Consider the following 14,014-nt stretch of genomic DNA (forward strand, 5'->3'; position numbering starts at 1 on the left):
CCGGCTAAGATTCTTTTTCAGCAAAATCAGAGTCAAGGAAGAAGATGAGTTGCAGCGGCGATGATCGAATTGCTAGTTTGACCAAGCGATTCACCTGGGGGAAGGGTTGATCCGCATCCGCTGCGCCAACATTTACGGGCGATTGGACGCGTATCTTCAGGATTTTGTCCTGACGAGATTCCTTCTGGCGTGGCATGCTATTGTCGCGGAATTGGCGGTTCGGGGATGTCCCGCCATCCGGTCTATGACGTTTAGAACTACATAGGGCTCATCTGTGGGGCCTTTCCATCGGGGTCCATGCGGCCATGATGGGTGGTATGCTGTGCCTGATTGGGTGTGGAATTGCTTCGACCGGATTGGGCACAAGCCCACCGGGTAATAAAAAATTGTTGATGCGCTGCTCGCGGAACGGGAACGAATGACACAGGATCAATGGGGACAAGTGAAGCAAGACCTTCGCAAGACGGTCGGATCGAGCAACTACACAAACTGGATCGAGCCTTTGGAATTGTCGGATGTTGCGGACGGTGTCGCAACGCTTGATGTGCCGACCAGCTTTGTTGGCAATTACGTTTCGCAGAAATTTGGCGAGCATATCCTGTTCCACCTGCGGTCAGCCGCCCCTGACGTGCGCCGTATCTCGTTCAACGTGCCTGCAAAGCGTCCCGTCGCTACGCGAGCGACATCGACGGCGGCACCCAGGGCGGATGCCGTGCGCGCCGAGCGTGACAACGTGATTGCCGCCGCGCCGCTGGAGCCAAAATTTACCTTCGACAGCTTTGTGGTCGGCAAGCCGAACGAGCTGGCCCATGCGGCGGCCAAACGTGTTGCCGAGGGCGGGCCGGTGACGTTCAATCCGCTCTTTCTTTATGGTGGAGTAGGCTTGGGCAAGACGCACCTGATGCATGCGATCGCGTGGGAGTTGCAGCAAAACCAACCCAACCTGAATGTGCTTTACCTGTCAGCAGAGCAGTTCATGTATCGGTTCGTTCAGGCGTTGCGTGACCGCAAGATGATGGATTTCAAGGAATTGTTCCGTTCGGTCGATGTTCTGATGGTTGACGATGTGCAATTCATCGCAGGCAAGGATAGCACCCAAGAAGAATTCTTTCACACGTTCAACGCGTTAGTGGACCAGAACAAGCAGATCATCATTTCGGCTGACCGTGCGCCGGGTGAGATTGAAAAACTGGAAGAGCGGATCAAATCGCGCCTGCAATGCGGTCTGGTGGTGGACCTGCACCCGACCAATTACGAACTGCGCTTGGGTATTCTGCAATCGAAAGTCGAATTCTATCGTGGTCAATATCCCGATCTGGTGATGGCCGATGGCGTTCTGGAATTTCTCGCGCACCGTATCCGCAAGAACGTGCGCGTATTGGAAGGCGCGCTGACCCGGCTCTTTGCTTTTGCGTCGCTCGTGGGTCACGAAATCACATTGGATCTGACGCAGGATTGTCTGGCAGATGTGCTGCGCGCCTCGGAACGGCAACTGACGGTCGAGGAAATCCAGCGGCAGGTATCGGATCATTACAACATCCGCCTGAGCGATCTGGTGGGCCCCAAGCGGACCCGCATCTTTGCGCGTCCGCGGCAGGTGGCAATGTACCTGTGCAAACAGATGACCAGCCGGAGCCTGCCTGACATCGGACGCCGCTTTGGCGGGCGCGACCACACCACCGTCATGCATGGTGTGCGCAAGATCGAAGAACTGCGCGCCAGTGACGCACAGATTGCAGAGGATCTGGATCTGCTTCGTCGTACCCTTGAGGCGTGAGGCGAGCAACTCTTGCGCCCTATGGGTGTGCCTAGGCGATTGGCGCGCCTGATCGGCTTGACCGGGGCGCCGATCCAGCGGAAAACTACCAGAAAAGGCTTGCACCGGTAAGGGACGTTGCTAACGTGCCCTTCCCGGCGCGGCGTCGGGTTAGGCTGAGGGTGTTTTGCAATTTTCCTGAGTAGCAGGATTGGTGCAAAACACCCTAGGCACTGAAAAGGCTTTAGGGAGCAAGGGTATGAAACTCAGCATTGAACGGGCGACCTTGCTCAAGGCCGTGAGCCAAGCACAATCGGTCGTGGAGCGGCGTAACACGATTCCGATCCTCGCCAACGTATTGATCGAGGCCGAAGGCGGATCGGTGCAGTTCCGCGCGACGGATCTGGATATCGAAGTGGTCGACAAGGCCCCCGCCCAAGTGGAGCGACCGGGAGCGACTACTGTGTCGGCGGTCATGCTGCATGAGATTGTGCGCAAGTTGCCAGATGGCGCTCTAGTCACACTGAGCGATGACGGCACTGCCGGTCGCTTGTCGGTCGAGGCGGGGCGATCAAACTTTAACCTTGCGACGCTGCCCAAGGAAGATTTCCCGGTCATGGCATCGTCCGAGTATGCCAGCAATTTCTCTGCCAAAGCGCCTGAACTACGGCGGCTGTTCGACAAATCGAAATTTGCAATTTCGACAGAAGAAACGCGGTACTACCTCAATGGCGTTTACATGCATGTCGCCGAGTCGGATGGCGGCAAGGTGCTGCGCTGTGTGGCTACAGACGGGCACCGACTGGCGCGTATCGACGCGGACCTGCCCGAAGGTGCGGCCGATATGCCCGGCGTGATTGTCCCGCGCAAGACCGTGGGCGAACTGCGCAAGCTGCTGGAAGACGACGATATGACGATCGCCGTGTCAGTGAGCGAGACAAAGGTGCGTTTTGCCACGCCTGATATCACGCTGACGTCCAAGGTGATTGACGGCACGTTCCCCGACTACACGCGTGTCATTCCGCAAGGCAACACACGCAAGATGGAAGTGGATGCGGCAGAATTCGCGCAGGCTGTGGACCGGGTTGCAACTGTCAGTTCCGAGCGCAGCCGCGCGGTCAAGCTGTCGCTGGACGAGGACCGGCTGGTTCTGTCTGTGAATGCCCCCGACAGCGGTGCCGCCGAAGAAGAACTGGCTGTGGCCTATGGTGATGAACGTCTAGAAATCGGGTTCAATGCCAAGTATCTACTGGAAATCGCCAGTCAGGTAGATCGCGAGAATGCGGTATTCCTGTTCAATTCCGCAGGCGATCCGACGTTGATGCGCGAGGGCAATGATCTGAGTGCGGTTTACGTCGTCATGCCGATGCGCGTGTGACGCCTGTCGGATTTGAGTATTTTTGGAACATTGAAAGGCCTTGAATGGCCGGTCTGTGGTTTTCCCAGCTAACGCTTTCATATTTTCGGTCGCATAAATCTGCGTGGCTGGACGTTGATGCGCGCCCGGTTGCAATTCATGGCCCGAATGGTGCGGGTAAGACCAATCTGATCGAGGCCGTTTCGCTATTTTCGCCCGGTCGCGGGCTGCGCCGGTCCTCGGCGCAGGAGATGGCGCGCAGACCCGAGGCATTGGGCTGGAAGCTGACAGGATTACTACATTCATTGCATCAGGTTCATGAGATTGAAATCTGGTCCGAGGAGGGGGGCGCGCGGCAAGTGCGCATCGATGGCAAGGCAACGGCGCAACTGGCACTGGGACGCATCGCGCGGGTGCTATGGCTGATCCCTGCCATGGACCGTCTGTGGATCGAAGGGGCTGAAGGGCGTCGGCGTTTTCTGGATCGGATGACGATGAGTTTTCTGCCCAGCCATGCCGACGCCGTGCTGGCCTATGACAAGGCGATGCGGGAACGTAATCGGCTGTTAAAGGATCAGGTGCGTGACGCACATTGGTACACCGCGCTGGAGGGGCAAATGGCCGAGCGTGGGGCCGAGATCGATGCAGGCAGACGCGCGGCGCTGGCGCAGATTCATGCGGCACAGCAGGCGGCAGAGACATCCTTTCCGGTGGCAGAGTTGGAGTTGACGGCAACTGAAGGTGAAATGCCGGAGGATGAATCTGCCTACCGCGACGCGCTGGCGGAAAGCCGGTTTCGTGATCTGGTTGCGGGCAGGACGTTGATCGGGCCACACCGTGCCGACCTATACGGGGTCTATGCGGCCAAGGGTGTGCCGGCTAGGGATTGTTCAACCGGAGAGCAGAAGGCGCTTCTCGTGTCGTTGATCCTGGCCAATGCGCGGGGGTTGATGCGTGATTTTGGTGCGCCGCCGATCCTGTTGCTGGATGAGGTTGCGGCGCATCTGGATGCGGATCGGCGTGCGGCGCTCTATGATGAAATCTGCGGTCTGGGGGCGCAGGCCTGGATGACAGGGACGGGCGCGGAACTCTTTGCTGAGTTGGGCAATCGCGCGCAGCATTTCGTTGTAACCGAAGCGCAGAATGTATCGCAGATCGATCAGCGGTGATGCACTACAAAATATAGCGTATCCGCGTGACATTGCCCCCCAGAAATCGTATAAAAACGCGAAAAGACGAGGAATTTTCGCATGGCAGAGGCAGCAGCGGCACCCGAAGAATATGGTGCCGATTCTATCAAGGTTCTCAAGGGCTTGGAGGCGGTTCGCAAACGTCCGGGCATGTATATCGGGGACACTGATGACGGCAGTGGCCTGCATCACATGGTCTATGAGGTCGTGGATAACGGCATCGACGAGGCATTGGCAGGCCATGCCGACCGCGTGACGGTCACGATCCACAAGGACAGCTCGGTTTCGGTCAGCGATAATGGCCGTGGGATCCCGGTTGATATCCATGAGGAAGAGGGTGTCTCGGCGGCTGAAGTCATTATGACGCAGCTGCATGCGGGCGGCAAATTCGACAGTAATTCGTACAAGGTGTCGGGTGGTCTGCACGGCGTTGGCGTGTCTGTGGTCAATGCGCTGAGTGACTGGCTGGAACTGCGGGTCTGGCGCAATGGCAAAGAACATGTGGCGCGATTCGAGGGTGGATTTACGACCGAGCATCTGAAGGTTGTCGGTGACGCCGACGGTCGCAAAGGCACCGAAGTGCGGTTTCTGGCCTCTACCGATACGTTTTCGAACCTCGCCTACAGTTTCGAGACCTTGGAAAAGCGGCTGCGCGAACTGGCGTTTCTGAACTCTGGCGTGCGCATCCTGCTGCGTGACGAGCGGCCCGAGGAAACGCTGGAATCCGAGTTGCACTACGAGGGTGGCGTCAAGGAATTCGTCAAATATCTGGACCGGCACAAGGCGGCGATGCTGCCTGATCCGATCTTTATCACCGGCGAAAAGGACGACATCGGTATCGAGGTCGCGATGTGGTGGAACGACAGCTATCACGAGACGGTACTGCCTTTTACCAACAACATCCCGCAGCGCGATGGCGGTACGCATATGGCTGGTTTCCGGGGCGCGCTGACGCGCACGATTAACAGCTATGCGCAGACCAGTGGTATCGCCAAGAAGGAAAAGGTCAGCTTTACCGGCGACGATGCTCGTGAAGGTCTGACCTGCGTTTTGTCGGTGAAGGTGCCTGATCCGAAATTCTCCAGCCAGACCAAGGATAAGCTGGTCAGTTCCGAAGTTCGTCCCGCCGTCGAGGGGCTGATGAACGAGAAGCTGGCCGAATGGTTCGAGGAAAATCCGAACGAGGCGCGGATTATCGTCGGCAAGATCGTCGAGGCGGCTCTGGCCCGCGAGGCGGCGCGCAAAGCGCGCGACCTCACGCGGCGCAAAAACCCAATGGATATGAATTTCCTGTCCAGCAAATTGAAGGATTGCTCGGACAAGGATCCTGCGAATACCGAGATTTTCCTTGTCGAGGGAGATAGCGCCGGTGGATCGGCCCAGACGGGACGGGATCGCAAGACGCAGGCAATTTTGCCGCTAAAAGGCAAGATCCTGAACGTCGAGCGGGCACGGTTTGACCGGATGCTGGGCAGTCAGGAAATCGGTAACATGGTGATGGCACTGGGTACCGGGATCGGTCGGGACGAATTCGACATCTCGAAATTGCGCTACCACAAGATCGTCATCATGACCGACGCAGATGTGGATGGTGCGCATATTCGGACGTTGCTGCTGACGTTCTTCTATCGCCAGATGCCCGAGTTGATCGAAGGTGGATACCTCTATATCGCGCAGCCACCGCTATACAAAGTGGCGCGTGGGCGTTCGGAGGTTTACCTTAAGGATGAAGCCGAGATGCAGGATTACCTGATCGCTCAAGGCACCGACGAGGCCATTCTGCGGTTGGGGTCAGGCGAAGAGATTACCAGCACCGATTTGGTGCGCGTGGTTGAAGAAGCGCGTCAAGCCAAGCGGATTTTGGAAACCTTTCCAACACATTACCCGCGCCATATTCTAGAGCAGGCCGTGATTGCAGAGGCTTTCCTAGAGGGGCGCGTGGATGCTGACCTGCAAGGGGTTGCCGATGCGGTGGCCGAGCGTCTGGACCTAATCGCCCATGAATACGAGCGCGGTTGGCAGGGGCGCCCGACGCAGGACAAAGGTATGCGGCTGACCCGAACCGTCCGGGGTGTCGAAGAGGCGCGTCGGCTGGATGGTCCCGTCCTGCGTTCTGGCGAAGCGCGCAGGTTGGGCCTGTTGACAGCTGAGCTGCGCGAGATTTACCGGATGCCCGCCACCTTGGTGCGCAAGGACCGCAATCAGACGATTCATGGTCCTTTGGACCTGCTGGATGCGATCCTGAAAGAGGGCGAAAAGGGATTGGCGCTGCAACGCTACAAAGGGTTGGGCGAGATGAACCCGAGCCAGCTGTGGGAAACCACACTGGACCCGGACGCACGCACCTTATTGCGGGTCGAGATCGATGATGTGGCCGAGGCCGATGACCTATTTACCAAACTGATGGGCGATGTGGTCGAGCCAAGGCGTGAATTCATTCAGCAAAATGCGCTGAATGTGGAGAATCTCGACTTCTGAATGGTCCTTGATAGGCCCCGTGTTCATCCAACCGGGGTCTGTCCATCCAGTGTGCGCAAAGTGTGGTACATTTCGGGTCTGCGATCCCGAAAGATGCCCCAGCTGCCGCGAAATTCGGCTGCGGCGTCCAGATCGACTGTTGCGGTGATCACATCTTCCACGGCTTTGGCGGTGTCGGTCAGGATTTCACCTGTGTAGCCAGCAATAAATGAGGTGCCATAATACGTGCCGGGCGTGTCCCCGACCAGTTCTTCCCCGATCCGGTTAGAGGCGACTAAGGGAACCATGTTGGCTGCGGCATGTCCCTGCATGGTCCGGCGCCAATGGCCGGAGCTGTCAAGGTCGGGACTGTTTGGTTCATTGCCGATGGCCGTAGGGTACATCAGAACTTCTGCCCCTTTCAGAGCGAGGGAACGGGCGGTTTCGGGAAACCATTGATCCCAACAGATACCACAGCCGAGGCGGCCAAATTTGGTTTGCACCACCTGAAAGCCGGTATCACCGGGCGAAAAGTAGAATTTCTCTTCGTAACCAGGCGCTTGCGGGATGTGGGTCTTGCGGTAATTGGTCAGGATTTCGCCGTTGGTATCAATTACGGCCAATGAATTGTAGCGCGCTAACCCACATTCTTCGTAGTAGGAAATTGGCAGAACGACACCCAGTTTACGAGCGATGGATTGAAAATGTGCGACGGCTTTGTTCTGCCCTAGGGGCTGCGCAAAGTCGAGGAACTCTAACGTCTGTTCGCGGCAGAAATAGGGGCGCTCAAACAGCTCCTGCAACAGGATCATCTGCGCGCCCGCCTCGGCGGCGCGGATCACGATATGCTCTGCGGTAGCGATGTTTTCATCGACATCCCAACCACAAGCCATCTGTGTGGCTGCGAGAGTTACATTGCGCATATGTTCCCACCTTTCTAGCAGAATGCCGTCATGTTGCGATGACTGGCCGGCAGTTCCTGCATGTCTGTGTTGTCTTGTGCAGGTTATGCGCAGTCAGATCGGTTTCGGAATATCCCTCAAGGGGTAGGGTAATGGGGGCGGGTTCGTCTGGTTTCGTGCGGACCTTTAGCCGTCTGAGAAACATTGAATTGACGGGCAGAAAATTCTTGCTGCTACATTGTTCATTCCGCGCTAGGCTTCTGGCATCGTGCCGCGGGCTTCAGGAGGGACAACCATGGCCAAAGATGCAACACATCCCACAGATACCCTGCGCGCACGCAAGCCGGATGGCGACAGTGTACCCCTGACCGAGTGGGGTATTGATTCTGAATACGGGGTGCTTCACGACGTGCTGCTCGGGCCGGTCGAGACGTTCGGACACATGGACAATGTCGAGTTTAGCTCAATCTATCGGGAAACAGCGGAAAAGAAACGCCCGTGGGATCATCAGTCCGCTGTGCGCCAACATCGCGAGATGTGCGATGCCTACGAAGCGGCAGGCGTTCGCATCCATACCCTGCCCGCGGACGAGCATCTGAAATATGGCGTATATGCGCGCGACAGCAGTTTTATGACCCCATGGGGGGCGGTCATCACTCAGATGGCAAACCCGCGCCGCCGGGGCGAATATGCCGCTGCACTAAGGTTCTATCTAGAGGCCGGCATCCCGATATATGACATGGTCACGGCAGGTAATTTTGAAGGCGGTGATTTTCATATCATTGAACCGGGAGCGGTTCTGATTGGCTATACCGGGAAACGCTGCGAAGAAGTTTCGGCCCGCCAGATTGGACGCTGGATGGAACTGGAAGGCTGGGAGGTGAAATACGCCTCGATCGATCCATTCTATGTACATATTGATCTGATGGTCTGCATGATCGCCGAAAAATGCGCCGCCGTCTGTGTCGAAACGACGCCAGATGACGTGCTGGATTGGCTGAAATCGCGAAAGGTCGAGATCGTGCCAGTCGGATTTAAGGATACGATGGCGTTGGGATGCAACGTGATGTCGCTGGGCAACGAACGTGTTCTGTCTCCGGCAGCTAGCAAGGATCTGAATGCGAAGCTGCGCGCCAATGGATTTACTGTCTATGACCCGGACATGTCGATGTTCAGTATGATGGGCGGGGGCATCCATTGTATGGCGCAGTCATTGCGGCGTAGTGCAGGCTAAGGTCCGATCCGGTGACGCATGCCGTGTGCGTGGTGTACGAGCTATAGTCTCGACGGAAGGCAATTACCTGTCGTTCGCGGCTAATTCTATCATATTTAGCTGGCGTGCCCTATACATCGCTAGGTGAAATAATTGACCCTTGGGCAAAAAATATTATTATAGGGAATAATTGCGCGCGAGTCATCTTGACCGCTCCTTATAGAGGGAAGCGTTGAGGGAAGGCGAATAGTGCCTCGTGCTAGAGTTGGGTCAAACGGCATTTGCGGTCTAAGGAGGACTGAGATGGGACGGGCAGACACCGTGATCAAACCTCTCGGAGGATTTGGCCTGCGCAGCGGTGATACGCCCGTGCGACGGACCTTCGAGATCTATGTCCATCGTGGCTTTTCCGAACTGGAATTTGCTGCCGTGACCAACACGCTGGCCATGGCCAACGCGGTGCTGTCCCGAGATGCATTTGACTGGCGTGTAGTGTCGGACACGCCGGGGATCGTTTCGGGCAACACGGCGATGCTGGTTCGTGCCAAACCAGCGGTGCATGATCACATGTATGCGGACATCATGGTGGTTCTGGGTGGACCCAGAGCAGCACGATCGGACTGGCCGCGACGTGCCCGCGCGATGCAACGTCTGGCAGCGCCTGTGGTTCTGCTGTCGGATGCAGCAACCGCCTTTATCCGGATGACCAAATCGCCCGCTGGCAAGGTGACGACGCATTGGCGTGATATTCCGGTACTGCACGAGGAGGGGCATCACCCCGGACTGACCGATCGGCTCTGTGAAAACAGTGACGGGATTCTGACGGCGGCGGGCACCGGTGCAACAGTGGAGTTGATCATCGGATTGATTGCGCCGTTTCTGGAGGCTGCGCAGCTCGCGGAGATCGGCAACCAGTTATTGTTGCCCACCATCCGGAAGACTGACGCAGAGCAACCGTGTGGGGCGGCAGGCAACGAGGCATTGTTTGACGAACGCATATCGGATGCAATTCGTCTGATGGAGGTCAATTTGTCAGAGCCTCTGTCGATGAGCGAAGTTACCGAGATGGTTGGAATTTCGACGCGCCATATGGAGCGCGTGTTTCGCGAGGTGTTTGATGAAACGCCCGCGCGATTTTACAAGCGTTTGCGGGTAAAACAGGCCCGCGTCATGATTGAAACGACGCTGATGCCGTTGATGGATGTCGCGCTGGCGACGGGCTTTGGCTCGCGCAGCACGATGGCCAAGGCCGTAAGCGACGAATATGGCCTGACCCCATCCAGAATGCGGACACGAAAAAAGATCGATTTGCTGAAATTCGACGCGGGCTAAAGCGCCAGATATCCGATCCCTGAAAAGGTTATGGCAACCCCGACCCATTGGGCCGTGCGCATCGGTTCTCGCAAAATGAGCCGTGCGAGAATGATCGTCGCCACGCCGAAGATGGACGCGCCGACAGCGGCGAACTCGGCTCGCTGGAGGGTGCCGCTGGCCAGAACGATACCGTGGGCCGTGGTGTCCAGTAGCGCCATCAGCACCAAGTAGGGCCATGCAGAGCGGTCAGGGCGTTTAGGGCTACGGGCCAGCATGAGCAGTGTCAGGCAAACGACTGATGCGGTCAGGCGCGAGATGAAAATCACGGGCAGCTCGTCTCCCGATGCGGTTGCCGCTTGTCCGGTGGCGAATGTCCCGGCAAATCCAACCGCTGCCAGCACCGCCCAGCCAACTGCCGAAACTCGAGAGCCATTGCCCGCCTGCTCATCCGAGAGAATGCTGACCAGAGCGACGCCGCACAGGACGACAACAACGGCGATCCATTGGTCAACAGGCACGATCTGTCCAGAGGCAGCGGCCCAACCGACAGACAGTATCGGGTATGCACCGACGATGGGCGCAACCAGCGCAACAGGGCCTATCCCGAACGCTTTGTAGAGGCCGATACAAGCACAGATGTAGATCAGGCCGCTGAGAACACTCAGGCCACCATCAATCGCATTCATCTCGTGCCAGTCGCCAAATACCAGAGCGAGCGGCAAAAGTAATAGCGTACCGGTCATCAACATGACGATAAGCAGCGGCAATACGGCGCTGCCTTGGGCGACCTGCCGCACGCAGATGTCATGGATGCCCCATGCCAGCGCGGCGCACAGGCCCAGAGACAATGCCAACATCAGCGTACCTCTGCGATGCATATCGCCATTTTATGGATCATTGGTTTTCCTGACTTACCCTGTGCGTTGGTGGATCAGACTGGAGTCCCGCGACCGGTCGGATGCTACTGCGATGGCCCGCCTCCGGTCGCGGAAAATCGCGGAGGAAACAAAAAAGAGCTTTGCAGCTCATGTCAAAGACTGCAAAGCCCAGTTGGTAGGGACGTGGTATTGATAAGGTCAGATATCCAGCGTGTGGTCTTTTTCCCACTGCGAGAAATGCGAGGTGTAGTCGTTCCATTCCTGCATCTTCATCTTGATGTAGGATTTGGAGAATTCTTCGCCCATCATCTCTTTCAGGCCCTTGTCCTTGTCATATTCGCGCAACGCGTCGAGCATGTTTAGCGGCAGCTTGGGCGCGCCGCGTACCTTGTGACCTTCGGCGTACATGTCGATGTCATGGCGTTTGCCCGGATCAGCCTTGGACCGGATACCCGACAGGCCTGCTGCAATGATGATCGCCTGCAGCAAATATGGATTGACTGCTCCATCGGGCAGGCGCAGTTCGAACCGGCCGGGGCCGGGCACGCGTACCATATGCGTCCGGTTGTTGCCGGTCCATGTCACCGTGTTTGGAGCCCATGTGGCACCGGACGTGGTACGCGGTGCATTGATCCGCTTGTAGCTGTTTACGGTGGGGTTGGTGATCGCCGCCAGCGCGCTGGCGTGTTTCATAATACCACCGAGGAAATGCTTGCCGCGCTCGGATAGGCCCAGCTCACCGGTCTGGCCTTCACCCTCGCCTGCAAAGACGTTGACTTTGGCTGCCTTGCCGGGCGCGTCCCAGACTGAGATATGCGCGTGGCAACCATTGCCTGTCAGACCCTCGACCGGCTTGGGCATGAAGGTGGCGCGGAAACCGTGCTTTTCGGCAATGGACCGGGTCATGAACTTGAAGAAGCTGTGCTTGTCCGCCGTTGAAAGAGCATCGTCGAAATCCCAGTTCATTTCCCACTGGCCGTTGGCGTCCTCGTGGTCGTTCTGGTAGGGGCCCCAGCCCAGATCGAGCATGTAATCGCTGATCTCGCGGATCACGTCGAGGCGGCGCATCATCGCCTGCTGGTCGTAGCAGGGCTTGGCCGCGGTATCAAAGGGGTCGCTGATCTGGTCGCCGTCGGGGGTCAACAGGAAAAATTCGGCTTCGATCCCGGTTTTGACATGCATGCCTTCTTCGGCCGCTTCGTCAATCAGGCGGCGCAGCACGTTGCGCGGGGCCTGAGCCACATCTGCACCCTCCATGACGCAGTTCCCAGCGACCCATGCAATTTCGGGCTTCCACGGCAGTTGAATCACCGATGATGGGTCCGGCACGGCGAGCATGTCAGGATGCGCGGGCGTCAGATCCAGCCATGTGGCGAACCCGGCAAAGCCTGCACCGTCTTCCTGCATGTCTGCAATCGCTTGCGCTGGGACCAGTTTGGCGCGTTGGGCACCAAAGAGATCGGTGAAGGAAATCATAAAGTATTTCACGCCGTTATCAGCGGCAAATTTGGCGAGATCTGTGGTCATATTGGGTCGTCCCTGTTGATCGTCTTTTGTGACTTGGGCGCAGCCTTGATGGCTGCGCCCTTGATGTAGTTCTTAAAACCCGGTGCCCGGCTTGCCGGGATACCAGTCCGTACCTGCCAATGGAATCTTGGCCATGGCAGCGGCTTCCATTGTCAGAGCGCAGAGGTCTTCCGGCTCCAGGTTGTGCAGATGGTTTTTGCCGCAGGCCCGTGCAATCGTTTGCGCCTCCAGCGTCATCACCTTGAGGTAGTTGTTCAGGTGACGTCCGCCGGCGACCGGATCGAACCGTTTCATCAGTTCAGAATCCTGCGTGGTGATACCGGCAGGGTCGCGCCCTTCGTGCCAGTCATCATATGCGCCTGCGGTGGTGCCCAGTGCGTTATACTCGGACTCCCAGCGCGGATCATTATCGCCCAGCGCGATCAGCGCGGCGGTACCGATGGCAACCGCGTCCGCGCCCATCGCCAGTGCTTTGGCGGTATCCGCTCCGCCGCGAATGCCGCCTGACACGATCAGCTGCACCTCGCGGTGAAGCCCCTGATCCTCGAGCGCGCGCACCGCTTCGCGGATACAGGCCAGAATGGGCATGCCGACATGCTCGATGAATACGTCCTGTGTGGCGGCTGTACCGCCCTGCATCCCGTCCAGTACGACCACATCCGCGCCTGCCTTAACGGCCAACGTGGTGTCATAATAGGGGCGGGTGCCCCCGACCTTGACGTAGATGGGCTTTTCCCAGTTGGTGATTTCACGCAGTTCAAGGATCTTGATTTCCAGATCGTCCGGGCCGGTCCAGTCAGGGTGACGACAGGCCGAACGCTGATCGATGCCCTTAGGCAGGTTGCGCATTTCGGCCACGCGATCACTGATCTTCTGCCCAAGCAGCATACCGCCGCCGCCGGGCTTTGCGCCCTGACCAACAACAACCTCGATGGCGTCGCAACGGCGCAGGTCATCAGGGTTCATACCATAACGCGATGGCAGGAGCTGATAGACCAGCTTGTTGGAGTGGCCGCGTTCCTCTTCGGTCATGCCGCCGTCACCAGTGGTGGTCGAGGTTCCTGCCAGTGTCGCGCCGCGTCCCAGTGCCTCTTTGGCTGGGCCCGAAAGCGCACCAAAGGACATGCCCGCGATGGTCACAGGAATGTCCAACTCGATCGGCTTCTTGGCAAAACGGGTGCCCAGAACGACCTTGGTGTCGCATTTTTCGCGGTACCCTTCCAGTGGATAGCGCGAGATCGATGCGCCCAGAAACAGCAGGTCGTCGAAATGCGGAACCTTGCGTTTGGAGCCACCGCCACGGATGTCATAGATGCCGGTCGCTGCCGCACGGCGGATTTCGGCGTTTGTCGGATTCGAGAACGTGGCCGACTGGATCGGAACGGTGCGCGGTGCGCCTTGGTGATCGTCTTTCATGTCG

Annotated in this window: 11 protein-coding genes; 6 read left to right on the plus strand and 5 right to left on the minus strand. The window is 57.8% G+C overall.

Features of this window, described 5'->3' with window-relative positions; genetic code table 11:
- Window positions 1-4: 4 nt before the first annotated feature.
- Entirely contained in the window at window positions 5-196 is a 192-nt protein-coding gene (locus N7U68_RS14520) for a hypothetical protein (RefSeq protein WP_165194440.1), read from the minus strand.
- A gap of 222 nt (window positions 197-418) precedes the next feature.
- Between N7U68_RS14520 and dnaA the strand changes: the two genes are divergently transcribed.
- The 4 genes from dnaA (at window position 419) to gyrB (ending at window position 6,781) form a co-directional block, all read left to right on the plus strand.
- Window positions 419-1,777 (plus strand): chromosomal replication initiator protein DnaA, encoded by a 1,359-nt coding sequence (dnaA, locus tag N7U68_RS14525; RefSeq protein WP_165194438.1) that lies wholly within the window; start codon window positions 419-421, stop codon window positions 1,775-1,777.
- 238 nt (window positions 1,778-2,015) lie between these two features.
- The gene (gene dnaN / locus N7U68_RS14530; RefSeq protein ID WP_165194437.1) at window positions 2,016-3,134 is read left to right on the plus strand and encodes a DNA polymerase III subunit beta; all 1,119 of its coding nucleotides are present in this window, start codon (window positions 2,016-2,018) and stop codon (window positions 3,132-3,134) included.
- 44 nt (window positions 3,135-3,178) lie between these two features.
- Window positions 3,179-4,282, plus strand: coding sequence for a DNA replication/repair protein RecF (gene recF / locus N7U68_RS14535; protein ID WP_263047276.1), 1,104 nt, complete (start codon window positions 3,179-3,181; stop codon window positions 4,280-4,282).
- An 81-nt stretch (window positions 4,283-4,363) separates the two neighbouring features.
- Window positions 4,364-6,781, plus strand: coding sequence for a DNA topoisomerase (ATP-hydrolyzing) subunit B (gene gyrB / locus N7U68_RS14540; protein ID WP_263047277.1), 2,418 nt, complete (start codon window positions 4,364-4,366; stop codon window positions 6,779-6,781).
- Window positions 6,782-6,804: 23 nt separating this feature from the next.
- On the opposite strand, the gene aguB is transcribed toward gyrB, so the two are convergent.
- Window positions 6,805-7,683, minus strand: a complete 879-nt coding sequence (gene aguB, locus N7U68_RS14545; protein WP_263047278.1) for an N-carbamoylputrescine amidase — start codon at window positions 7,681-7,683, stop codon at window positions 6,805-6,807.
- Between the two features lie 274 nt (window positions 7,684-7,957).
- Here aguB and N7U68_RS14550 point away from each other — a divergent pair, with 274 nt between their 5' ends.
- Together N7U68_RS14550 and N7U68_RS14555 are read left to right on the plus strand one after the other, a co-directional pair.
- A complete protein-coding gene (locus N7U68_RS14550; protein WP_263047279.1) occupies window positions 7,958-8,896 on the plus strand; it encodes a dimethylarginine dimethylaminohydrolase family protein in 939 nt (312 codons plus the stop codon).
- Between the two features lie 282 nt (window positions 8,897-9,178).
- Window positions 9,179-10,207: a GlxA family transcriptional regulator gene (locus tag N7U68_RS14555; protein WP_263047280.1), complete on the plus strand. Its 1,029-nt coding sequence runs from the start codon at window positions 9,179-9,181 to the stop codon at window positions 10,205-10,207.
- Here N7U68_RS14555 and N7U68_RS14560 read toward each other — a convergent pair.
- The 3 genes from N7U68_RS14560 to N7U68_RS14570 form a co-directional block, all read right to left on the minus strand.
- Window positions 10,204-11,046, minus strand: coding sequence for an EamA family transporter (locus N7U68_RS14560; protein WP_263047281.1), 843 nt, complete (start codon window positions 11,044-11,046; stop codon window positions 10,204-10,206). The genes N7U68_RS14555 and N7U68_RS14560 overlap by 4 nt on opposite strands.
- A gap of 219 nt (window positions 11,047-11,265) precedes the next feature.
- Window positions 11,266-12,594: a type III glutamate--ammonia ligase gene (gene glnT / locus N7U68_RS14565; RefSeq protein WP_165194424.1), complete on the minus strand. Its 1,329-nt coding sequence runs from the start codon at window positions 12,592-12,594 to the stop codon at window positions 11,266-11,268.
- Window positions 12,595-12,666: 72 nt separating this feature from the next.
- Window positions 12,667-14,010 carry an FMN-binding glutamate synthase family protein gene (locus tag N7U68_RS14570; protein ID WP_263047282.1) on the minus strand — a complete coding sequence of 448 codons (1,344 nt, stop codon included), beginning with the start codon at window positions 14,008-14,010 and terminating at the stop codon, window positions 12,667-12,669.
- Window positions 14,011-14,014 lie beyond the last annotated feature (4 nt).

The organism is Roseovarius pelagicus (genome assembly GCF_025639885.1).
Classification (GTDB): Bacteria; Pseudomonadota; Alphaproteobacteria; order Rhodobacterales; family Rhodobacteraceae; genus Roseovarius; species Roseovarius pelagicus.